This window comes from Loktanella sp. R86503 (genome assembly GCF_042466455.1).
Taxonomy (GTDB): domain Bacteria; phylum Pseudomonadota; class Alphaproteobacteria; order Rhodobacterales; family Rhodobacteraceae; genus Loktanella.
Window position 1 is genome coordinate 1,471,590 of the sequence record NZ_JAXHCI010000002.1, and the last position, 21,882, is coordinate 1,493,471.

Sequence of the window (21,882 nt, forward strand, 5' to 3'; positions counted from 1 at the left end):
TTCAGCGCTACGTTAGATTAAATCGCCTGTTGCCGAAATCGTGTTTTTGCCACCCAGATAGGGGTGCAATGCAGCGGGCAAAACAACCGACCCGTCAGCCTGCTGACCGTTTTCCAGCACTGCGATCAATGTGCGTCCCACAGCAAGGCCAGAGCCGTTCAGCGTATGCACAAATTCCGGCTTTCCGCCGTCCGCAGGCTTGAACCGCGCATTCATGCGCCGCGCCTGATAATCACCGCAGGTCGAGATAGAGGAGATTTCGCGGTAGGTATCCTGACCGGGCAGCCACACTTCCAGATCATAGGTGCGGCGCGCACCCGCGCCCATGTCCCCTGCGCAAAGCAGCATGGTGCGGTAAGGCAGGTCCAGCTTTTCCAAAATCGCCTCTGCGCATTTTGTCATGCGGGTGTGTTCGGCGTCGCTGTCATCGGGGTGGGTAATGCTGACCATTTCGACTTTTTCGAACTGGTGTTGGCGCAGCATACCGCTGGTGTCGCGGCCTGCGCTGCCTGCTTCGGAGCGAAAGCAAAGCGTATGCGCGACATGGCGGCGGGGCAGGGTGGCGGCGTCGACGGTGTCGCCATTCACAAGGTTGGTCAGCGTTACCTCTGCCGTGGGGATCAGCCACCAGCCGTTGGTGGTCTGATAGCTGTCCTCGCCGAACTTGGGCAGCTGGCCGGTGCCATAAAGCATTTCTTCGCGCACGATGACGGGCGTGTTTGTTTCGGTCAGGGCGTGTTCATCGACATGGGTGTCGATCATGAACTGGGCCAGCGCCCGGTGAACGCGGGCCACAGCGCCGCGCAGCACGACAAAGCGCGAGCCGGACAGTTTTGCACCAGCGGCAAAATCCATGCCAGCCTGCACGGCAGGGATGTCGAAATGTTCCAGGGGCTTGAAATCGAATGTGCGCGGTGTGCCGGTGCGCTTTTGCTCGACGTTGTCCGCCTCGTCCTTGCCGGGGGGCACATCGGCGTAGGGCAGGTTAGGGAGGGCGATCAGCATATCCGCCAGCTGGGCATCCAGCTCTTTTGCACGCTCGTTCAAGGCGGCGATTTCCGCTTTCTTGTCGGCCATCAGGGTGCGCAGGCGGGCGAATTCGGCCTCGTCGCCGCTGGCCTTGGCCTTGCCCACGTCCTTGGCGGCGGCGTTGGCGGCGGCCTGCGCATCCTCTGACTGTTTGATCGCGGCGCGGCGGTCGGCATCAAGGGCCAGCAATTCGCCGGACACCGGTGTAAGGCCGCGCAAGGAAAGGGCGGCGTCAAACGCGTCTGGAGTCTCGCGGATCATGCGAATGTCATGCATGGGTCTGGTCCTTGTTTCCGATATGATTAGCGCGGGTATGCACCATTGGCGCACCGCGTTGAAGGGGAGAAAGCCGCGCGCGCCTGCGCGATTGTGATGGCACGGGGCGGACATTCGCGCCGCCCGCCATTGACGGCTGGCCCGATCACCCCGATATCGCGGCAATCGTGCACGGGTTGCGGTTGCCAATCCGGCGCCCCAGACCTAATGTGCGCCGACTTTGACGCGGGGCCAGTGCCCGGCGCAGTGAACTGAAAAGGAACCGCCATGCAGGGCAGCCAATCGCTTATTTTGATGATGATCATCTTCGGGATCATGTATTTCCTGTTGATCCGTCCCCAGCAGAAAAAGCTGAAAGAACATCAGGCGATGGTGAACGCGCTGCGCCGGGGCGACCGCGTCATCACGCAGGGCGGGATCATGGGCAAAGTCACCGCCGTGAACGACGCCGACAAGGAAGTCGAAGTCGAAATCGCAGCCGGCGTGAAAGTCCGCGTGATCCGCTCGACCATCGCGACTGTCCTGAACAAGACCGAACCGGCGAAGTAAGCCGCGACACCTTTGGTCCAAGGGGCTTTGCTACATGCTGCATATTTCTGCTTATAAGCAGGTCATGATCTGGCTGACCGTCGTGGTTGGTCTGGCGCTGGCCCTGCCGAACGCTTTCTATTCGCGGGTTGAAACCCACAACGACGCCATTGCGCAGGGGCAGGACGATACGTCCTGGCCCGGCTTTTTGCCGTCGGGGCTGGTGAACCTTGGGCTTGACCTGCGCGGCGGTGCGCATCTGCTGGCCGAGGTGCAGACCGCTGACGTCTATGCCACGATCATGGATGCCACCTGGCCAGAGGTGCGCGATGCGCTGGCGGCTGACCGGGATACGGTCGGTTTCGTCACCCGCGAAGCCAGCCGTCCGGACGAGCTGATTGTGCGGATTTCCGAACCCGCAGGGGCGGCGCGTGCGCTGGAAATCGTACGCGGGCTGGCCCGTCCGATCACATCGCTGACCGGTGTCGGGTCCACGGATATCGAAGTGACCGGCAACGGGCCGCTTTTGACCGTGCGTCTGTCAGAGGCGGAAAAGCTGGCGGTCGATGACCGCACCATGCAGCAATCGCTGGAAATCATTCGCCGCCGGATCGACGAGGTCGGCACCCGCGAGCCGACGATCCAGTTGCAGGGCGACACCCGTATTCTGGTCGAAGTGCCCGGCGTCGGGTCCGCGCAGGAAGTCAAAGACATCATCGGCACCACCGCGCAGCTGACCTTTCAGCCTGTGATCGGCGGTGCCGGCAGTGCCAGTGATCCGGTTGGCGCAGGTCAGGAAATCCTGCCCAGCGTGGATGCACCCGGCACCTTTTATCTGCTGGATACCGGCCCTGTTGTCAGTGGCGAGGAGCTGGTCGATGCACAGCCTGCCTTTGACCAGAACGGGCGGCCGGCCGTGAACTTCCGCTTCAACGTGTCTGGCGCGCGCAAGTTCGGCGATTACACGCTGGACCACATTGGCGAACCTTTTGCCATCGTGCTGGATAACGAAGTCATCAGCGCGCCGACGATCCAAAGCCATATTCCCGGCGGCTCTGGCATCATCACCGGCAATTTCACGGTCGAAGAATCGACCAACCTTGCCGTGCTGCTGCGGGCAGGGGCCTTGCCCGCAAAGCTGAACTTTCTGGAAGAGCGGACCATCGGCCCGCAGCTCGGGCAGGATTCGATCGATGCGGGCAAAAAGGCCGCGGTTGTCGGATCGCTTTTGGTGATTGGCTTTATGTGGATGACCTACGGGCTGTTCGGCTTTTTTGCCAACATCGCGCTGATTATCAACATGGGCCTGATTTTTGGCGGGCTGTCGTTGCTGGGGGCCACGCTGACCCTGCCGGGTATCGCGGGTATCGTGCTGACTGTTGGCATGGCGGTTGACGCCAACGTGCTGGTGTTCGAACGCATCCGGGAAGAGCTGAAAACCTCTAGGGGGCCGGCCCGCGCAATCGAACTGGGGTATGAGCGTGCCTTGTCAGCCATCGTCGACGGAAACGTCACAACCCTGATCACGGCTTTTATCCTGTTCTATCTTGGCTCCGGTCCGGTGCGCGGTTTCGCCATCACACTGGGTTTGGGTATTCTCACCTCGATCTTTACCGCGATCTTTGTCACGCGGTCGCTGATCGTCATCTGGTTCGCCTGGCGGCGGCCGAAAACAATCGAGGTTTAAGATCATGCGTTTGCGTTTGATTCCCGACGATACCAAGATCAACTTTTTCAGCTACGCCAAGCTGACCTTTGGCGGATCAATTGTGCTGCTTGTTCTGTCGGTCGTCGCCTTCTTTGCGTTCGGCCTGAACTACGGCATCGATTTCAAGGGCGGCACCACTATCCGCACCGAAAGCACGCAAAGCATTGATGTCGGTGCCTACCGCGCCGCGCTGGAACCTTTGCAGCTGGGTGATGTCGCCATCACCGAAGTGTTCGATCCCGGCTTTGGCCCCGACCGCAACGTGGCCGAAGTGCGTATTCAGGCGCAAGGCGATGCAGAAAGCGTCGCGCCCGAAACCATCGCCGCAATGGAAGCCGCAATGACGGCGGTTGATCCAAACGTCACCTTCGCCTCTGTCGAAAGCGTGGGACCCAAAGTGTCAGGAGAGTTGATCGGCTCTGCCATCCTGTCCGTTGTCGGTGCCATCGGAGCGATCGTGGTCTACATCTGGTTGCGCTTTGAATGGCAGTTTGCCATCGGTGCCATCGTCGCGCTGGTGCATGACGTCGGCCTGACCATCGGCTTGTTCGCGCTGCTGCAAATTAAGTTCGATCTGGCGATCATCGCGGCCCTGCTGACAATCGTAGGTTATTCCATCAACGATACCGTGGTCGTGTTTGACCGGGTTCGGGAAAACCTGCGCAAGTTCAAGGTCATGCCTTTGATCGAGGTGCTGAACCTGTCCGCCAATGAAACCCTGTCACGGACCATGATGACATCGGGCACGACCCTGCTGGCGCTGATCGCGCTGCTGGTGCTGGGCGGCGATGTGATCCGGGGCTTTGTGTTCGCCATCACTTGGGGCATTATTGTCGGCACCTATTCGTCGATCTACATTGCGAAAAACATCGTGCTGATGCTGGGCGTCAAACGCGACTGGTCCAAAAAGGACCCGCGCACCGTGGGCCGTTATGCTGACGTGGAAGGCAAATAAATGCGTCTGACCGAGATCACTTACGACAATGCGAAACCCATCGACGGCTACGGCCCCGGTTTCTTTCGCATTGGCGGCAAGGTGATCGAGGGGGCCGTGACCGTCATGCCGTCAGGCGTGGCCAGCTGGGGTGGCTATGACGACACTGAAGCCTTGCTGGCCATGGTAGACAAGGTGGATGTAATCTTTGTTGGTACGGGGGCGGAAATCGCCCACACCCCAGCCGCCTTTCGCGAGATACTAGAGGCGGCGGGCCTTGGCGTGGAAACCATGGCCTCCCCCGCCGCCTGCCGCACCTACAACGTGTTGCTCAGCGAAGGCCGCCGCGTCGCGCTGGCACTGTTCCCGGTCTGACCGCCATGTTGCAAGTCCGCGCCCTGCGCTGCGCGCGCGGCGGTGTGCCGGTGCTGGACGGTCTGTCCTTTGACGTTAAGGCGGGCGAGGCGCTGATCCTGCGCGGACCGAACGGCGTTGGTAAAACGACCTTGCTGCGCACGCTTGCGGGGCTGCAGCCCGCGCTGGATGGGACTGTCACCTATCTGGACGGCACAGGTGCCTATGCCAGCCATGCCGACGGGATCAAGACGGCGCTGACTGTCGCTGAAAACCTGACTTTCTGGGCGCACGTCTATGGCCGCGATGTGCCGGACAGCGTCTATGCCGCCTTTGATCTGGATGCGCTGCGCAACCGCGCTGCTGGCACGTTGTCGGCGGGGCAAAAGCGGCGACTTGGCCTTGCGCGTCTGGGCGTCATCGGGCGGCGTGTGTTGTTTCTGGACGAACCGACGGTCAGCCTCGACGGCTTTTCCGTGCGCATGTTCGCGGACTGGATGCGCGATGTGCATCTGGCGGGCGGCGGCTGCGCGGTCATTGCAACTCATATCGACCTTGGCCTTGATGCGCCCGCGCTGGACCTGACGCCCTATCTGGCACAGCCTGATGCGGATGGCGGCGCGGACGAGGCGTTTTTGTGATTGCCCTGCTGCGCCGCGATCTGGCACTGGCTGTGCGGGCCGGCGGCGGCTTTGGCCTTGGCCTTGCGTTTTTCCTGATTGTCGTCGTGCTGGTGCCCTTTGGCGTCGGCCCGGACCGCAGCACCCTGGCCCTGATCGCACCCGGCATCCTTTGGGTCGCGGCGCTGCTGGCAGCGCTGCTGTCACTGGACCGGATATTCGCACTTGATTTTGAAGACGGCTCGCTGGCGCTGCTGGCCACCGCACCGCTGCCGCTGGAAGGTATCGCGCTGATCAAGGCATTGGCGCACTGGATCACCTCTGGCCTGCCGCTGACGCTGGTCGCCCCGGCGCTGGGATTTTTCCTGAACATGGACAGCGCCGCCTATGGCTATCTGCTGGTCAGCCTTGCCCTTGGCACGCCCGCGCTGTCGATGATCGGCAGCTTTGGCGCGGCTTTGACGGTGGGCCTGCGGCGGGGCGGGCTGTTGCTGTCATTGCTGGTGCTGCCGCTTTATGTGCCGACGTTGATCTTCGGGGCAGAGGCCGTGCGCCGCGGCGTCGATGGAACCGGCGCTGCCGCACCTTTGATGCTGATGGGGGCGATCACGCTGGGCTGCTTTGCCCTGCTGCCCTTCGCCGCTGCGGCAGTATTGCGCATCAACCTGCGGTGATCGGGGATTGAGGGGCGCAGGGCCCCGGGATAGGGATAACACATGTCGATCTGGGAATACGCCAATCCGAAACGGTTCATGGACTGGACCGCGCCCGTCATGCGCGTGGCCTTTGCCGTGGCAGCAGCCTGTCTGGTCGTCGGCCTGATCTGGGGCTTCTTTTTCACCCCGGACGAAGCGCGTCAGGGCGCGACGGTCAAGATCATCTATCTGCACGTGCCAAGCGCGTTGATGGCCATCAATGCGTGGTTCATGATGCTTGTAACATCGCTGGTCTGGCTGGTACGCCGGCACCACGTCAGCGCATTGGCCGCCCGCGCCGCTGCGCCCATCGGCATGGCCATGACCGTGATCGCGCTGATCACCGGTGCAATCTGGGGCAGCCCCATGTGGGGGACCTATTGGGCGTGGGATCCGCGCCTGACCTCCTTTTTGATCCTGTTCTTGTTCTATCTTGGTTACATCGCGCTTTGGGCCGCGATCGAAGATCCGGATACGGCGGCCGATCTGACTTCGGTGCTTTGCCTCGTCGGGTCGGTCTTTGCGATCTTGTCGCGCTATGCGGTCAATTTTTGGAACCAGGGCCTTCATCAGGGCGCGTCACTGTCGCTTGATAAAGAAGAGAACGTCGCCGACGTATTTTACCTGCCTTTGCTGGTCTGCATCGCAGGCTTTGTCGCGCTGTTTGTCGCTCTTGTCCTGCTGCGTACTCGCACTGAAATCCGCGCCCGTCGGACAGCCGCCCTCATCGCAAGGAGCCAACGTGCCTGATCTTGGAAAATACGCCCTCGAAGTGCTGACCGCTTATGCCGCCAGCATCGCCGTGCTTGCCGTACTGATCTTGGCAAGCCTGCGCCGGTCCCGCCGCGTCAAGGCCGCACTGGAGGCTGTTGAACGTGGCTAAAGTTTCACCTCTGCTTGTCGTCCCGCCGGTCATTTTTGCCGCGCTTGCCGGATTGTTCTGGGGCGGGCTGATGCGTGAAAACGCCGGCGAACTGCCGTCGCAATTCATCGGTCAGCCTGCGCCGAACCTGCCGGACGAAGCGGTCGCAGGCACACCCCTGCTGACCGCCGACGATCTGCAGACCGGCGAGATCACGATCGTCAATTTCTGGGCCAGCTGGTGTCCGCCTTGCCGCGCCGAGCATCCGACATTGCAAGCGCTGTCCGATCAGGGATACCGCGTCGCAGGCGTCAATTTCCGCGATCAGGCAGATGATGCCGCCGGCTATCTGGCAGAGGAAGGCAACCCGTTCTTCGCGACAGGCTTCGACCTGCGCGGCCGCGTTGCCATCGACTGGGGCGTGACCGCGCCGCCGGAAACCTTCATCGTCGGTCCCGATGGTACGGTGCTTAGCCGCTTTATCGGGCCGCTCGTCGGCTCCGATTATGAACAGCGATTTCTTCCGATGCTTGAAGCCGCAACCACCAATTAGCGGCGTCCCCTTCTTCTGGTCAAAAATATCCCGGGGTGCGGGGCAGCGCCCCGCCAGCCGAATTTTCGACGAAAATTCGGCATTTGCCATTGCGTCGCAATGGCAAGGCCTCCGGCGGGGATATTTTTAACCAGAAGAAGACTGGACATGAAAAAGGCCGCGCTGAGAGGCGCGGCCTTTGGTCGTTTAAATTGGTGCCTTACTGCGCCTTGGCGAGGTCGCGCAGCACGTAGTGCAGCACGCCGCCGTGTTCGATGTATTCGATCTCGATCGCGGTATCGATGCGGCATTTGATGTCGATGGTTTTGGTTGTGCCATCGGCCGTCGTGATATGCGCTTTCACCACTTCCAGCGGCTTGATTGTATCAAGGCCGTCAATGCTGACGGTTTCTTCGCCAGTCAGGCCCAGTGTCTTGCGCGTATCGCCGTTCGTGAATTCGAACGGAATAACGCCCATGCCGACGAGGTTGGAACGGTGGATGCGTTCAAAGTTTTCGGCGATGACGGCTTTGACGCCCAGCAGGGCCGTGCCTTTTGCGGCCCAGTCACGCGAGGAACCTGCGCCGTACTGCTCGCCCGCAAAGATGACCAGCGGCGTGCCGGTTTCCTCATAGGCCATGGCGGCGTCGAAGATCGAGGTCTGGTTGCCGTCGGGGCCTTTTGTGTATCCGCCTTCGACGCCGTCCAGCATTTCGTTCTTGATGCGGATATTGGCAAAGGTGCCACGCATCATGACTTCATGGTTGCCGCGGCGCGAGCCGTAGGAGTTGAATTCGCGCACGGGCACCTGATGTTCCAGCAGGTACTGACCGGCCGGACTGGTTTCCTTGAACGAGCCGGCGGGGCTGATGTGGTCGGTCGTAACCATGTCGCCCAGAACGGCCAGAACCTTGGCGTCCTTGACGTTGTGGATCGTGCCTGCGTCCTTGGACATGCCTTTGAAGTAAGGCGGGTTCTGAACGTAGGTCGACTGGGGCGGCCAGTTGTAGGTTTCGCTGTCGACAACTTCGACAGCCTGCCACTTTTCGTCGCCTTTGAACACATCGGCATATTTCGACATGAAGGCTTCGCGGGTTACGGTTTTTTCGACCAGATCGGCGATTTCCTTTTGTGTCGGCCAGATGTCTTTCAGGAAGACATCGTTGCCATCCTTGTCCTGACCCAGCGCATCCTTGGTGATGTCGACGTTCATGTCGCCGACCAGCGCATAGGCCACAACCAGCGGCGGGCTGGCCAGGTAGTTGGCGCGCACGTCCGGCGAAATGCGGCCTTCGAAGTTGCGGTTACCGGACAGGACCGACACGCCGATCAGGTCGTAATCATTGATCGCCTTGCTGATTGCCGGCTCTAGGGGGCCGGAGTTGCCGATGCAGGTCGTGCAACCGTAGCCGACAAGGTGGAAGTCCAGCGCGTCCAGATCCTCTTGCAGGCCTGCGGCCTCCAGATACTCGGTCACAACCTGAGAGCCGGGCGCGAGAGAGGTTTTGACCCAAGGCTTGCGGGTCAGGCCAAGGGCGCGCGCCTTACGGGCCACAAGACCGGCACCGATCATCACGTAGGGGTTGGATGTGTTGGTACAGGAGGTGATCGAGGCGATCACGATCGAGCCGTCGTGCAGCTGGTAGTTGCCGTCGTCGGTCTGCACATAGCCCCGCTTGTGGTGCCCTTCGTCGCCGGGGATGTCGCGCGGTTCTGGCTGGCCGCCTTCACCTTCCCAGCGGATTTCTGCATTGGCAGAGGTATCCTTGCCTTCGCGGATTCCTTTGACGTACTGACCAAACGCCGTGCCGGCGATATCGAGGTTGATGTGGTCCTGCGGACGTTTAGGGCCAGAGATGGCGGGCACAACGGTGCCCATGTCCAGCTCCAGCGTGTCGGTGTAGACCGGTGCGTAGTCGGCATCGCGCCAGAAGCCGTTCGCCTTGGCATAGGCTTCGACAAGAGCAATCCGGTCTTCGTCGCGGCCTGTCAGGCGCAGATATTTCAGGGTTTCGTCGTCGATAGGGAAGTAGCCGCAGGTTGCGCCGTATTCGGGGGCCATGTTGCCAATCGTGGCGCGGTCCGCCAGCGGCAGGTGATCAAGGCCGGGGCCGTAGAATTCGACGAACTTGCTGACCACGCCCTTTTCGCGCAGCAGCTCTACAACCTTCAGCACCAGGTCGGTGGCGGTGGTGCCTTCGGTCATCTCTCCGGTCAGTTTGAAGCCGACGACTTCGGGGATCAGCATGGAAATCGGCTGGCCCAGCATCGCGGCTTCTGCCTCGATCCCGCCGACACCCCAGCCCAGAACGGCCAAACCGTTGACCATGGTCGTGTGGCTGTCGGTGCCGACAAGCGTATCGGGGTAGGCGACGGTTTCGCCGTTCTGGTCGGTATCGGTCCAGACGGTCTGGGCCAGATATTCCAAGTTTACCTGGTGGCAGATGCCTGTGCCCGGCGGTACAACGCGGAAGTTGTTGAACGCGTTCTGGCCCCACTTCAGGAACTGGTAACGTTCCATGTTGCGTTCGTATTCGCGGTCGACGTTCATCTGGAATGCGCGCGGGTTGCCAAATTCGTCGATCATCACCGAGTGGTCGATCACAAGATCGACAGGGGCCAGCGGATTGATCTGCTGGGCGTCGCCGCCCAATGCCACGATGCCGTCACGCATGGCCGCAAGGTCCACCACGGCGGGCACGCCGGTGAAGTCCTGCATCAGCACGCGGGCCGGACGATAGGCGATTTCGCGGGGGTTCTTGCCGCCCAGGGTGGCCCATTCGGCAAATGCCTTGATGTCATCTACCGTGACGGTCTTGCCGTCCTCGAAACGCAGCATGTTTTCCAGCACGACCTTCAGCGCGGCAGGCAGCTTGCTGAAATCGCCTAGACCGGCCTGCGTGGCGGCGTCAATCGAATAGTAGGAGACCGACTGGTCGCCGACCGTCAGGGTCTTGCGGGTTTTTGCGGTATCAGTGCCGACTGTGACTGTCATGGCTATCCCTTTGGGGTTGAGGACTGTGGCTTGCGCCACTTTTGCCCCAAGCCGCGCAGCCGTTCAAGGGGTTGTGGCGAAAAAAGGTATACAATTGTATACCGGCTGGGCGCGTGACGGTTTATACCGCACATCGAGGGCCTTCACCGGATGTCGCAAATCCTTGATTGGTCATTACAATGTCTTTTTCATAAACGATAGAAACAGAAATTTTGTGGAAAGTACCCTCATGCGCCATGTCTTCGCCGCCTCTGTCATCGGAGCGATCTTTGCCGGAACCGGTCTGGCTGCGCAGGATCGGGGTATTCAGGACTGGGGTACGGTGGTGGAGCTTTACACCTCTCAGGGTTGTTCAAGCTGCCCGCCTGCGGACCGGATCTTTGAACAGATTGCCGACCGCGATGATGTGATCGCCCTGGCGCTGCATGTGGATTACTGGGACTATATCGGCTGGAAGGACGATCTGGGCAGCCCTGCCTTTACCGCCCGTCAGCGTGGATATGCCCGAGAATGGCAGGCGCGAAATGTCTATACGCCGCAAATGGTTGTAGCAGGGGTCAAGGAACTGGTCGGCAGTCACCCGGTCAAGGCGATGGATGCGATTACCAGCCATCCGGCCCAGAATAACCCCGTGCAGATGTCATTGAGCCGGACTGGCGATGTCGCAACTGTCAACGCCACGGCCGTCGGTGCCGTGCCGCCGCGCGCGCTGGTGCAGATTGTCCGCTATACGCCGCGCGTCACGCGCGACATCCACAAGGGCGAGAACGCGGGCAAAACCGTTATTTACCGCAACGTTGTCACCAGCTGGGTTGAGGCAGGCGAGTGGAACACTGGCCAACCCCTGTCGCTGAATGTGAATGTGACCGGCGATGCGCCAGTGGTCGCCATTATTCAGGACGGCCCGGCGGGTGCGATTCTGGGTGCGGTGCAGCTGCGTTAACGCCTTATTTCCAGCGGCGGTGCACCCAGAACCATTGTTCGGGGTGATCGGCGATCCGCGCCTCCAGCCGTTTTGTTGCCTCGGTCATCATTGTCAGCGGATCACTGTGGGCAATGGGCGATTCGACGACCACGTCAAAGGACAGGCCGTCGGGCTGGCGAATCCCGAAGTAGGGCACCAGCAAGGCGTCAAAGCGCAATGCCATTTCCGCGGCCGCCATGGATGTCAGCGCCGGACGATGCAGAAAGTCAATCGCGGGCGCACCGTAGACGTGAACGTCAAACAAAAGCGTGCCCATGCCGCCGGCCTTGATATGGCGGGCAAAACCCATCGTGCCGCGCTTGCCTTGAGCAAAGACGGGGCCACCCCAACTGGTCATCGTTTCGCGGTAGTGCGCATCAACATAGGCGTTCGCCATCGGGCGATAAAGTCCGCCGATGCGCGCGCCATCGCGGGTCAGGACGTGGCGGGGGGCTTCGAAGTTACCGAAATGGGCCGTCAGGAAAATGATCGGGCGGCCAGCAGCCATTGCCTTTTGCACCGCATCAACGCCGTCACCGCGCGGCAAGGTCTGTGACAGTTGCGCGGCAAAATCGCGGTTGGCATAGTTTTCCATCAAGGTGCGGCCGAAATTGTCCAGCACACGGGTGGCCAGATCGCGGCGGGCGGATGTGTCCATCTGGGGATAGGCATCTGCCAGGTTGACCATGGCGCGGCGCCGGTAGCCTGCCAGCGGACCAATAACGCGGGCGACAATTGCCCCCGTACCGCGGACCCGCATGCGATAGGGCAGCAGGTTCATGCCGCCGATAAGGGCGCGCAGGACCAGATTTTGCAGCCATTGCGAACGGCTGCCGTCAGGCACTGCGACGGCTGCCGTGGTGTCGGTCTGGGCGATACCGGTCTGTCTGGCATCGGTCCGGGCGTTATCAGTCTGGGCGTTATCGGTCATGGCAATCAGGTAGTGCCCTGCCGCGTCTTTGAAAAGCCCCGCATTTCACGCAGGCATGCGGGCAGGGGGTCTGATCACTCTTCCGCGTCCGGGTCGATCAAGCTGATGGTGCCGTCGTCGGCCAGGGCGCGGATGGCGGTGCTGACCGCATTCATCGCGGCTTCACCGTCGACCGTTTTGGGTGTGCCGCGTTCGGCGGCTTCTTCTTTCATGCTGGCGGCCATACGCTGCGAAATGCAGTCGAGGATGAAATTTGCCGCTTCTTCCCTTTTGCCGCCGGTGCCGAGGGCAAAGGCCATGGCCGTCGCCAGATCGCCTGAATCAATGGCGCGGATGCAGTTGGGCATGTGAATTGGACGCACGCGGGCGGGAATGTCTTCAAAGGTAAAGATGGCTTTGCGCACATCCTTTGCGAAATCGGCGTCGGATTCGTCAAGGCCCACCAGAACATCATCGCGGGTCAGCGCCGGGCTGGAGTTCAGGATGGCCCCAACCCGTTCGACAGGTGCCTTTTCAAAAGCGGTCAGGCGGGTGCGGCAATAGTCAGATACCAGCGCCTGCCCGATCCGTAGGACGGCATCGGGGGCTATGTCCGCCGTCTGGCGCACGGCAAAAGTAATGCGCCGGGCGCGTTCACCGGGCAATTTGCCCAGCACTTCCGCCGCGCGGGCGACAGGCAGTTTGGATAGCAGCACCGCACCGATCTGGATGCTTTCGTTTGACAGGATCTTGACCACTTCGTCAGTGGTCAGGTTTTGCAGCCGGATGAAAGGGTCGCGTCCTGTGCGATTATCCATCTGGTCGCGCAGTTTGTCGGCCAGATGCGGCGAAATTTGGCCAGATAACGCTTCGAGTGCGGCATCAACGTTGCCGGGGGCAGACAGGCCGATGGCATCCAGCAAATCGGCAAATTCGGTGGCCACTGCGTTGACCGTGTCCCGGTCAACCAGCCGGATCGCACCAAGTTCACGTGCTAGGTCTTCCTGCACATGATCGGGCATGGATGATAGGGCCAGTTTGTTGCCATCGCTGATCAGCAATTGCACGATCAGCGCCGCCTTGCGTTTACGTGACAAACGCAGCGTGCCGGATGCGCCGGGCGCACCCGCGGGTGCAGAATCAGAAAGGGGATGAAGGGCATTGAGCATGGCCCCACCTTACCGGCAGAGCGGTCAACGAATGGTAAACGCCCTTAGCCTTTGGCGTAGTTCACCGACATGCCGCGCAGCGCTTCGATGGCGTCCGGCGACAAATCTTCTATGGATTTGGTCGCGTTGTGCAGTTCGGTCAGCACGCCGGCCAAATCCTGAATTTCGCCGTCGGTAAATTCGCGGTCTGCCCGCGCAAAGCTGCCAAAGCTGCGGCTGCCATCGGTTTCAAGCGCACAAACAACGCCGTAGTTCAGCCCGTGCTGTGCGGCCCGTTGCATGACCCGCGACGGATCATCCGTCAGATCGGACCAGCGGCAGCTGCCGTCATTGTTAAAGCCCCAGGATACGGTCGGATCGGCCATCACCAAAGCGTGCAGAGAATAATAGGTCGTCCAGGCCTTTGGATAGGCCTGAAGCAGAAAGGTCGGAGTCGTATAACGGATGTGAAAGGCCAAGGCGTAGCCTGCAGGCGCAAGGCCTGATGCATCTTCAAGCCGCTTCATCATCTGCGCGATGTCCGACATTTTCATCATCCTGTGGCCCGGTCTTTCAGTTTCATTTACAGTAAAAAGCTGATTTGCTTTCACTCTCGGGTGTCATACTATCCAAAAGTGTAATTCGCATCTCAACTATAAGGCGACGTTAACTGATGGTCCGACAGATGACGCCTCAGGACGTTCAACGTGTTTCGCCATCCGGACACTACATCGCGCTCCGTATCGGTTTTGCCTTCCCGATGGAAGAGATCAACGCGCTGCCGACAGAATGGGTTGACCACTATACTAAAAATCGTCTGATGCTGTTCGACCCCGTCATGCGATGGGCCTATGCCAACACCGGCTTCAGGCGCTGGTCGGATATGCGCGGCGATGATCCTCATGGTGTTTTGACCATGGCCTCTGCCTTTGGGTTGCGTTTCGGCCTGACGGTTGCCGTCTTTGATGAAAACCTAGAAGGCCACCGCTCGTTTGCAAGTTTTATTCGCCCCGACCGCGAGTTCGAGGATCTGGAAGCGCGGCTGCTGGTGGCGTTTCTGACCCGCCGCCACCATGAAATGCTGCCGCCCACCAATCTGACCAATGCCGAGCTGGAGGCTTTGGCTATGGTCAAAGATGGCAAGCGGCTCAAGCAGATTGCGTTCGATCTGGGCGTTACCGAAGGGGCGGTCAAGCAGCGGCTGAAAAACGCAAAGGTCAAGCTGGGGGCCAATACCAGCACGCAGGCCGCAACGATGGCGCGGCAATTCAAGCTGATCTGACCTTTGCCAAGCCAGCGTTAATACTTTGTTAATAGCTGTAGCAATTACCCCTCTGGGGTGTGCGATCCAAAGGCTGTCCGCACTGCGGTTGAGACTCGTCCGGGCGTAATGACTAAAAATGGATTCATCCTAAAGGAGAATCCACCATGGAAAACATTACCTTCAATCTGGCGACCCTTCACCGGCACGGCACTGCGTTTTACGATTTCCTGCGCCTGCGCAAACGGTTTTTCGTCGACACGCTTGGTTGGAACATCCCCCATGATGACCAGGTCGAGATGGATCAATACGACAATCCCAACGCCTGGTATTCACTGGTCATGCGCGATGGTGCCGTCATCGGCGGCGCGCGTGCGATGGCGACAACGGCGACCTGGGGCAGCCACAGCTATATGCTGCGCGATGCGGTGCATGGAAAGCTGATCGACATACCGCCGCAGGTGCTGGGGCAAGATATCGTCAGCGCGCAGACGTGGGAATGCACCCGGCTTGTCATGTCGGAAAGGGTTGAAACGCAGGCGGATCGCAGCGTCTGCCTGACCATGATCGTGCAGGGGCTGATCAACGTCGCGGCCGATCAGGGGGCGACGCAGCTGATGTCACTGTCGCCGCTGGCCCTGATGCGGGCGCTGCGGCAGCTGGGGTTCGGTGCGCAGCGGATCGGTGCGCCCTATACCAATGACAATGATGGCCGGCGCTATGCGGTGCTGTCGATGCCGGTGATCCATGGCATTGCCGCCATCCCGCGCGATGCGCGCCGGGCGCAGGCGCAGCCCGTGCATGCGCCGATCCGTTAACGCAATATGGCCGGGCGCTGTCTTGCAGGCCCGGCCATATTTTCACGCCGTCAGGGGCGATCAGTCCTTGCCGAACACGCGGGCAAAGATCGTGTCGACATGCTTGGTGTGATAACCGATGTCGAACTTTTCCTCGATCTGTTCCGGCGTCAGGGCGGCGGTCACATCGGCGTCGGCCAGCAGCTCTGTTTTAAAGTCGGCCCCTTTTTCCCAAACCTTCATCGCGTTGCGCTGCACCAGCTTGTAGCTGTCCTCGCGGCTGACGCCGGCTTGGGTCAGGGCCAGAAGCACGCGCTGCGACATGACCAGACCGCGGAACTTGTTCATGTTCGCCAGCATGGTTTCGGGATAGATCACCAGCTTTTCGATCAGGCCGGCCAGACGGTTCAGCGCGAAATCTAGGGTGACGGTGGTGTCTGGGCCGATGGTCCGCTCGACAGACGAATGCGAGATATCACGCTCGTGCCACAGGGTGACGTTTTCCAGCGCGGGGGTCACGGACATGCGCACCAGACGGGCCAGACCGGTCAGGTTTTCAGTCAGCACCGGGTTACGCTTGTGCGGCATCGCGGACGATCCCTTTTGACCGGGGGAAAAGAACTCCTCGGCCTCAAGCACTTCGGTGCGCTGCATGTGGCGCACTTCGGTGGCGATGTTTTCCATCGAGGATGCGATCACACCCAGCGTGGCAAAGAACATTGCGTGACGATCGCGCGGAATGACCTGCGTGCTGATCGGCTCTGGCGTCAGGCCCAGCTGCTTGCAGACTTGCTCTTCGACAGCCGGATCAATGTTGGCAAAGGTGCCGACAGCGCCAGAGATTGCGCCGGTCGCGATTTCAGCGCGGGCGTTGACCAGACGGGCGCGGCCCCGGTCCATTTCGGCATAAAAGCGGGCAAAGGTCAGGCCCATCGTCGTCGGTTCGGCATGGATACCGTGGCTGCGGCCGATACGGACGGTGTCCTTATGTTCATAGGCACGCTTTTTCAGGGCGGCCAGCACGCGGTCCATATCGGCCAGCAGGATGTCGGCGGCGCGCACCAGCTGGACGTTGAACGTGGTGTCCAGCACATCAGAGGATGTCATGCCTTGGTGCACAAAGCGTGCCTCGTCTGCTCCGATATGTTCGGACAGGTGCGTCAGGAATGCGATGACGTCGTGCTTGGTGACGGCCTCGATTTCGTCGATGCGGGCGACGTCAAAGGTGACGTCTTTTGCCTTCCAGACGGCATCGGCATTTTCGCGCGGGATCACGCCCAGATCGGCCATGGCATCGCAGGCATGTGCCTCGATCTCGTACCAGATTTTGTATTTCGTGGCCGGGTCCCAGATGGCAACCATTTCGGGACGGGAATAACGCGGGATCATGGGCAGAACCTTTCGGGATTGGCAGCGGCGCTGGGGGCGTCATACTGGGACAAGGCCAGAATGAAAAGAAGCGGAGGCTGCCGTGACGGAAAGCAAATGGCTGAATGGTCGCTCTCGGGACGATTTTTTGGGCGATTGGCTGCTGACACGCCGGATAGAGGACCGCCGCGCGGGGCAGGCGGGCCTGTTTGAAGGCACAGCGCGTTTCGTGGCGGACGGCGACAGTGGCGCGATCTATGACGAATCGGGAATGTTGCAGATCGGCAGCGCCGCCCCGCTTAAGGCCGAGCGGCGCTATCTGTACGACTTTTCCGTCGGTCTGATCACGATCCGCTTTGCCGACGGGCGCGATTTCGTCCAATTTAACCCCGCATCGACCCACGAGGCTGTGCACGCCTGCGATCCCGACACCTACCGCGCGCGCCACGATTTTAGCCGCTGGCCGCAATGGCACGCCGTCTGGACCGTCACCGGCCCGCGCAAGGATTACACGATGCGCTCGCTTTGGCAGCGCCGCTAGGGCGCTGCCGAACGGATTAGCGCGCAGATCCGATAAAACCACCCGCATAAGCCGCCGTGTCATTTGCGCCGTTGAACGCGCCGATGATACGGGTGTTGTCCGCGCGGCCCTGCAGATCGCCAGTTACGCCGCGCCACGTTGTGGTGCCTGTAAAGGCGGGGCCAGTGGCATTCATCTGGCCGGAAACCTGCAAGCCATCGCCGCTGCCGGTCACGCGGCCGGTGCCAAGGGCGATGTTGATCGGCAGGCTGCCCTCTGCCTCTGTGACTGTCGTGCTGCTGTTGGTGTCGCGCACTTCGCTAAGCTGAAAATCAGCCGTGAAACGGGCGGTGCCGGTGGTGGGCCGCGTTGTGATGCCGGCAGGATTGATCAGGGCAGAACGTGCCGAAATCGTGTTTCCTTCGGATTCGACCAGATAGGCATAGCCCGATTTGGTCTGACCAATGTCGCCAACTGACAAGGCCCCGCCAGAGGCGTCATCTGCAGTGGCAGAGCCGGTGATCACGCCCTGCGCGTTGACCGCAGCAAAGCCAGCCGCCGTTGTGATGGCATCGGTGCTAGAGCTGCCGCATGCCGCGAGGGACAAAAAAGGAAGCGAGAAAAGCGCGCGAGAGAGCATTTGAAATGACTTTCAGGTTGGTTGCATCCGTTATCTAGCCGAAGTTTTCGCCCATCGGTGCAATATCATCGGCGACGGACTGCGCGGCCCATGCGCTGTGGCTGCGAATACACATCCGGTCATGTCCAAACGGCCCTTTGAACGCAAAAAGGGCACCCCGATGGGGTGCCCTTCGTGGCCGTAATCCGTGATGGATTAGCAGCTGTAGTACATCTTGTACTCGATCGGGTGCGGTGTGTGCTCGTAGGCGTAAACCTCTTCCCACTTCAGACCGATGTAGCCTTCCAGCTGGCCTTTGGTGAACACGTCGCCAGCAAGCAGGAACTCGTGGTCCTTCTCCAGCTCTTCCAGGGCTTCACGCAGCGAGCCGCAGACGGTGGGGATTGCGGCCAGTTCTTCTGGCGGCAGATCGTAAAGGTCTTTGTCGGACGCGGGGCCCGGATCGATCTTGTTCTTGATACCGTCAAGGCCGGCCATCAGCAGTGCAGCAAAGCACAGGTAGGGGTTGGCTGCGGGATCGGGGAAACGTGCCTCGACGCGCTTTGCCTTGGGGGATTCGGACCATGGAATACGCACGCAGCCCGAACGGTTACGCGCAGAGAACGCACGCAGAACCGGGGCTTCGAAGCCGGGGATCAGACGCTTGTAGCTGTTCGTGGTCGGGTTGGTGATCGCGTTCAACGCCTTGGCGTGCTTCAGGATACCGCCGATGAAATACAGCGCTTCCTGGCTCAGGTCAGCATATTTGTCGCCTGCGAACAGCGGCTTGCCGTCTTTCCAGATCGACATGTTGACGTGCATACCGGTGCCGTTGTCGCCGGACATCGGCTTTGGCATGAAGGTTGCCGACTTGCCGTAGGCCTGGGCCACGTTGTGGATGACGTACTTGTACTTCTGGATCTCGTCAGCTTGCTTGGTCAGCGTGCCGAAAATCAGGCCAAGTTCGTGCTGGCAGGATGCAACTTCGTGGTGGTGCTTGTCGACCTTCATGCCCATGCGCTTCATGGTGGACAGCATTTCGCCGCGCATGTCCTGCGCATCGTCGATCGGGTTGACGGGGAAGTAGCCGCCTTTGACGCCCGGACGGTGACCGGTGTTGCCCACGCCGGTTTCCGAACGGAAATCGGTGTCGGTGTTCCATGCGCCGTCGATAGCATCGACCTGGAAGGACACCTTGTTCATCGAAACGCTGTAACGCACATCGTCAAAGATGAAGAATTCGGCTTCGGGGCCGCAATAGAACGTATCGCCAATACCCGAGGACTTCAGATAGGCTTCGGCCTTTTCTGCAGTGCCGCGCGGGTCGCGGTCATAGGGTTCCATCGTGTCGGGCTCTGCCACGGTGCAGTGCACGCAGATGGTTTTTTCAGCGTAGAACGGGTCGACATAGGCGCTGTCCACGTCAAGAACGAGCTTCATGTCGGACTTGTCGATGGATTTCCAGCCGGCGATGGACGAGCCGTCGAACATGAAGCCTTCTTCGACGAAGTCTTCGTCCACCAGATCCGCCACGATGGTGACGTGCTGCAGTTTGCCTTTAGGATCGGTGAAGCGGATATCGACGTAGTCGGCCTCTTCATCCTTGATCATTTTTAGAAAATCTTTGGTGCTCATCGAGAGAGGTCCTTTTCAGTCTTGATCGTGTGGTGGGTTGCGACGCTGCGCTTAAAGCGCGTCGTCGCCCGTTTCGCCGGTACGGATCCGGATCGCCTGCTCGACGGGAGAGACGAAAATCTTGCCGTCGCCGATCTTGTCGGTCTTGGCGGCTGCAATGATGGCTGCGATGGCGGCATCGACCTGATCGTCAGCGATGACGATTTCCAGTTTCACCTTGGGCAGAAAGTCGACGACATATTCCGCGCCGCGGTAAAGCTCGGTATGGCCCTTCTGGCGGCCGAAACCCTTTACCTCGACAACGGAGAGGCCCTGGATGCCAACCTCCTGCAGCGCTTCCTTCACTTCGTCCAGCTTGAACGGCTTGATGATGGCTTCTATCTTTTTCACAGGTTTCGCCCCCCTTGGTTGCGGTCTTGTCGCGGTCAGACCATCATAGACAGACAGGAACAATTCACGGCGCGCAAGGTGCAAGCGAAGACCGGCACAAATTAGGCTGCGCGATGCAGGAATGTGCGGCTTGATGCTTTTTTGTGCGTTTTGAAAACTTGAGGTGATCAAACTGTGACCGAACTGCTGACTGCTGCCCAAATGCGCGCCGTTGAGCGTCGCGCGATTGAGTCTGGCGCTGTGACGGGGCTGGAGCTGATGGAGCGGGCCGGGCAGGGCGTTGTGGACGCGGTTTTCGCGCAGTGGCCAGCGTTTGCAGGCCGCCCTGACGTCGCGCGGCGCGCCGTTGTGCTGTGCGGGCCGGGAAATAATGGCGGTGACGGCTTTGTTGTGGCTAGGCTGCTGCAGGGGGCCGGCTGGGCGGTTGATGTGTTTTTGCACGGAAGCGCGAAGCAGCTACCGCCGGATGCGCGCACAAATTACGAGCGGTGGCAGGCACTTGGGTCTGTCCGACCGCTTTCAGAGGGTGAGCATGTGGGTGCGGCGGCGCTTTGCGTCGATGCGCTGTTCGGCACGGGTCTGTCGCGGCCGTTGGACATGGTTCTGCCTGTCCCTACCGGTGCGCTGCGCGTTGCGGTCGATGTCCCAAGCGGACTTTGCGCCGATAGCGGGCGGGTTTTGGGGCAGGGCGATGGTGCCTGCGTGCCGGCCGATCTGACAGTGACGTTTCACCGTGCCAAGCGCGGTCACATGCTGGGTGCGGGGCCGGCGATGTGCGGGCAACTGGTTGTTTCGGATATCGGTTTGACGGAACCCGCGGGGGCAGATGTTTGTCATCTGGTCACGGCGCAGGGGCTGGCTGGCCACCTTATGAAGGGGGGCGGACACAAATACGATTACGGCCATGCCCTGATTCTGTCGGGCGGCGTCGGCAAGGGCGGCGCGGCGCGGATGGCGGCGCGGGGGGCTTTGCGGATTGGCGCGGGCGCGGTGACTGTCGGGTGTCCGCCAGCTGCACTGATCGAGAATGCAGCGCAGCTGGATGCGGTGATGTTGCGCCGGGTGCCGGATGCGGATGCGCTGAACGCGGTGCTGACGGACAAGCGAATCAATGCGCTGTGTCTGGGGCCGGGGCTGGGGACGGGCGCGCGCGAGGCGGATTTGGTGCGTGCGGCTTTGATGGCGGGGAGCGGGCTGGTGCTGGATGCAGATGCGCTGACGCTGCTGTCGCAAGGTGCGGATCTGTTTGCACTGATCCATGACACCTGTGTGCTGACGCCGCATGGCGGCGAATTTGCGCGGCTGTTTCCCGATATTGCTGAAAAGCTGGATGCGCCTGCGTTGACCGGTCCGGCCTATTCCAAGGTTGACGCCGTGCGCGCGGCTGCGCAGCGAGCGGGGTGCACGGTGCTGTTCAAAGGCCCCGATACAGTGATCGCCGACCCGTCAGGAGCTTGTCGCGTCAACGCAGCGGTTTATGACCGCAGCGCGCCGTGGCTGGCGACAGCAGGGGCTGGTGATGTGCTGGCGGGGTTCATGACCGGGCTGATGGCGCGGGGATTCGCACCAATGCAGGCGGCCGAGGTCGGGGCCTGGCTACATGTCGCATGCGCCCGCGCGTTCGGGCCGGGGCTTATCGCAGAAGACTTGCCAGAGGCGCTGCCTGGCGTCCTACGTAAATTACAGAAATAAAAAAGGCCAAAGCTGCCAGGGCTTTGACCTTTGAAGTTCATGCAT

23 protein-coding genes are annotated in these 21,882 nt (G+C 60.7%); 14 read left to right on the forward strand and 9 right to left on the reverse strand.

Features of this window, described 5'->3' with window-relative positions; all coding sequences use genetic code 11:
* Window positions 1–12: 12 nt before the first annotated feature.
* Window positions 13–1,305, reverse strand: a complete 1,293-nt coding sequence (serS, locus tag SJY10_RS08045) for a serine--tRNA ligase (protein ID WP_386681306.1) — start codon at window positions 1,303–1,305, stop codon at window positions 13–15.
* Between the two features lie 267 nt (window positions 1,306–1,572).
* Between serS and yajC the strand changes: the two genes are divergently transcribed.
* The 9 genes from yajC to SJY10_RS08090 are packed head-to-tail and all read left to right on the forward strand — an operon-like array spanning window position 1,573 to window position 7,559.
* Window positions 1,573–1,854 carry a preprotein translocase subunit YajC gene (gene yajC, locus SJY10_RS08050; protein ID WP_386681308.1) on the forward strand — a complete coding sequence of 94 codons (282 nt, stop codon included), beginning with the start codon at window positions 1,573–1,575 and terminating at the stop codon, window positions 1,852–1,854.
* A gap of 34 nt (window positions 1,855–1,888) precedes the next feature.
* Window positions 1,889–3,520, forward strand: coding sequence for a protein translocase subunit SecD (secD, locus tag SJY10_RS08055; RefSeq protein WP_386681310.1), 1,632 nt, complete (start codon window positions 1,889–1,891; stop codon window positions 3,518–3,520).
* A 4-nt stretch (window positions 3,521–3,524) separates the two neighbouring features.
* Window positions 3,525–4,496 carry a protein translocase subunit SecF gene (gene secF / locus SJY10_RS08060; protein ID WP_386681312.1) on the forward strand — a complete coding sequence of 324 codons (972 nt, stop codon included), beginning with the start codon at window positions 3,525–3,527 and terminating at the stop codon, window positions 4,494–4,496.
* A complete protein-coding gene (locus SJY10_RS08065; RefSeq protein ID WP_386681314.1) occupies window positions 4,497–4,850 on the forward strand; it encodes an Mth938-like domain-containing protein in 354 nt (117 codons plus the stop codon).
* Between the two features lie 5 nt (window positions 4,851–4,855).
* Window positions 4,856–5,470 carry a heme ABC exporter ATP-binding protein CcmA gene (gene ccmA, locus SJY10_RS08070; protein ID WP_386681317.1) on the forward strand — a complete coding sequence of 205 codons (615 nt, stop codon included), beginning with the start codon at window positions 4,856–4,858 and terminating at the stop codon, window positions 5,468–5,470.
* A complete protein-coding gene (gene ccmB, locus SJY10_RS08075) occupies window positions 5,467–6,123 on the forward strand; it encodes a heme exporter protein CcmB (protein WP_386681320.1) in 657 nt (218 codons plus the stop codon). Before ccmA ends, ccmB begins: the two co-directional genes overlap by 4 nt.
* 42 nt (window positions 6,124–6,165) lie before the next feature.
* On the forward strand, window positions 6,166–6,894 hold the full coding sequence (locus SJY10_RS08080) for a heme ABC transporter permease (RefSeq protein ID WP_386681322.1): 729 nt from the start codon (window positions 6,166–6,168) through the stop codon (window positions 6,892–6,894).
* Window positions 6,887–7,027, forward strand: coding sequence for a heme exporter protein CcmD (ccmD, locus tag SJY10_RS08085; RefSeq protein WP_386681324.1), 141 nt, complete (start codon window positions 6,887–6,889; stop codon window positions 7,025–7,027). The genes SJY10_RS08080 and ccmD overlap by 8 nt, the downstream gene beginning before the upstream one ends.
* Window positions 7,020–7,559, forward strand: a complete 540-nt coding sequence (locus tag SJY10_RS08090) for a DsbE family thiol:disulfide interchange protein (protein ID WP_386681326.1) — start codon at window positions 7,020–7,022, stop codon at window positions 7,557–7,559. The genes ccmD and SJY10_RS08090 overlap by 8 nt, the downstream gene beginning before the upstream one ends.
* 199 nt (window positions 7,560–7,758) lie before the next feature.
* Here the strand turns inward: SJY10_RS08090 and acnA are convergent, their stop codons facing one another.
* A complete protein-coding gene (acnA, locus tag SJY10_RS08095) occupies window positions 7,759–10,533 on the reverse strand; it encodes an aconitate hydratase AcnA (RefSeq protein WP_386681328.1) in 2,775 nt (924 codons plus the stop codon).
* 214 nt (window positions 10,534–10,747) lie between these two features.
* Here acnA and SJY10_RS08100 point away from each other — a divergent pair, with 214 nt between their 5' ends.
* A complete protein-coding gene (locus SJY10_RS08100; RefSeq protein ID WP_386681330.1) occupies window positions 10,748–11,476 on the forward strand; it encodes a DUF1223 domain-containing protein in 729 nt (242 codons plus the stop codon).
* 4 nt (window positions 11,477–11,480) lie between these two features.
* On the opposite strand, the gene SJY10_RS08105 is transcribed toward SJY10_RS08100, so the two are convergent.
* The 3 genes from SJY10_RS08105 to SJY10_RS08115 all read right to left on the reverse strand — a co-directional run bounded on the left by SJY10_RS08105 (window position 11,481) and on the right by SJY10_RS08115 (window position 14,103).
* Entirely contained in the window at window positions 11,481–12,428 is a 948-nt protein-coding gene (locus SJY10_RS08105; protein WP_386681332.1) for a lysophospholipid acyltransferase family protein, read from the reverse strand.
* Window positions 12,429–12,502: 74 nt separating this feature from the next.
* On the reverse strand, window positions 12,503–13,576 hold the full coding sequence (locus SJY10_RS08110) for a FliG C-terminal domain-containing protein (RefSeq protein ID WP_386681334.1): 1,074 nt from the start codon (window positions 13,574–13,576) through the stop codon (window positions 12,503–12,505).
* A gap of 44 nt (window positions 13,577–13,620) precedes the next feature.
* Entirely contained in the window at window positions 13,621–14,103 is a 483-nt protein-coding gene (locus tag SJY10_RS08115; protein ID WP_386681336.1) for an autoinducer binding domain-containing protein, read from the reverse strand.
* A 137-nt stretch (window positions 14,104–14,240) separates the two neighbouring features.
* Between SJY10_RS08115 and SJY10_RS08120 the strand changes: the two genes are divergently transcribed.
* Both SJY10_RS08120 and SJY10_RS08125 read left to right on the forward strand, forming a co-directional pair.
* A complete protein-coding gene (locus SJY10_RS08120; protein ID WP_386681338.1) occupies window positions 14,241–14,837 on the forward strand; it encodes an autoinducer binding domain-containing protein in 597 nt (198 codons plus the stop codon).
* A 146-nt stretch (window positions 14,838–14,983) separates the two neighbouring features.
* The gene (locus SJY10_RS08125) at window positions 14,984–15,634 is read left to right on the forward strand and encodes an acyl-homoserine-lactone synthase (protein ID WP_386681340.1); all 651 of its coding nucleotides are present in this window, start codon (window positions 14,984–14,986) and stop codon (window positions 15,632–15,634) included.
* A gap of 60 nt (window positions 15,635–15,694) precedes the next feature.
* Here SJY10_RS08125 and purB read toward each other — a convergent pair whose 3' ends face one another.
* Window positions 15,695–17,002 (reverse strand): adenylosuccinate lyase, encoded by a 1,308-nt coding sequence (gene purB, locus SJY10_RS08130; protein ID WP_386681342.1) that lies wholly within the window; start codon window positions 17,000–17,002, stop codon window positions 15,695–15,697.
* 82 nt (window positions 17,003–17,084) lie between these two features.
* Between purB and SJY10_RS08135 the strand changes: the two genes are divergently transcribed.
* A complete protein-coding gene (locus SJY10_RS08135; RefSeq protein WP_386681344.1) occupies window positions 17,085–17,522 on the forward strand; it encodes a DUF6314 family protein in 438 nt (145 codons plus the stop codon).
* A gap of 16 nt (window positions 17,523–17,538) precedes the next feature.
* On the opposite strand, the gene SJY10_RS08140 is transcribed toward SJY10_RS08135, so the two are convergent.
* From SJY10_RS08140 to SJY10_RS08150, 3 genes are all read right to left on the reverse strand, one after another.
* On the reverse strand, window positions 17,539–18,141 hold the full coding sequence (locus SJY10_RS08140) for a hypothetical protein (RefSeq protein WP_386681346.1): 603 nt from the start codon (window positions 18,139–18,141) through the stop codon (window positions 17,539–17,541).
* A 195-nt stretch (window positions 18,142–18,336) separates the two neighbouring features.
* The gene (gene glnA, locus SJY10_RS08145) at window positions 18,337–19,755 is read right to left on the reverse strand and encodes a type I glutamate--ammonia ligase (RefSeq protein WP_386681348.1); all 1,419 of its coding nucleotides are present in this window, start codon (window positions 19,753–19,755) and stop codon (window positions 18,337–18,339) included.
* A 51-nt stretch (window positions 19,756–19,806) separates the two neighbouring features.
* Window positions 19,807–20,145 (reverse strand): P-II family nitrogen regulator, encoded by a 339-nt coding sequence (locus SJY10_RS08150; RefSeq protein WP_090187754.1) that lies wholly within the window; start codon window positions 20,143–20,145, stop codon window positions 19,807–19,809.
* A gap of 174 nt (window positions 20,146–20,319) precedes the next feature.
* Here SJY10_RS08150 and SJY10_RS08155 point away from each other — a divergent pair, with 174 nt between their 5' ends.
* Entirely contained in the window at window positions 20,320–21,837 is a 1,518-nt protein-coding gene (locus SJY10_RS08155; RefSeq protein ID WP_386681350.1) for an NAD(P)H-hydrate dehydratase, read from the forward strand.
* Window positions 21,838–21,882 lie beyond the last annotated feature (45 nt).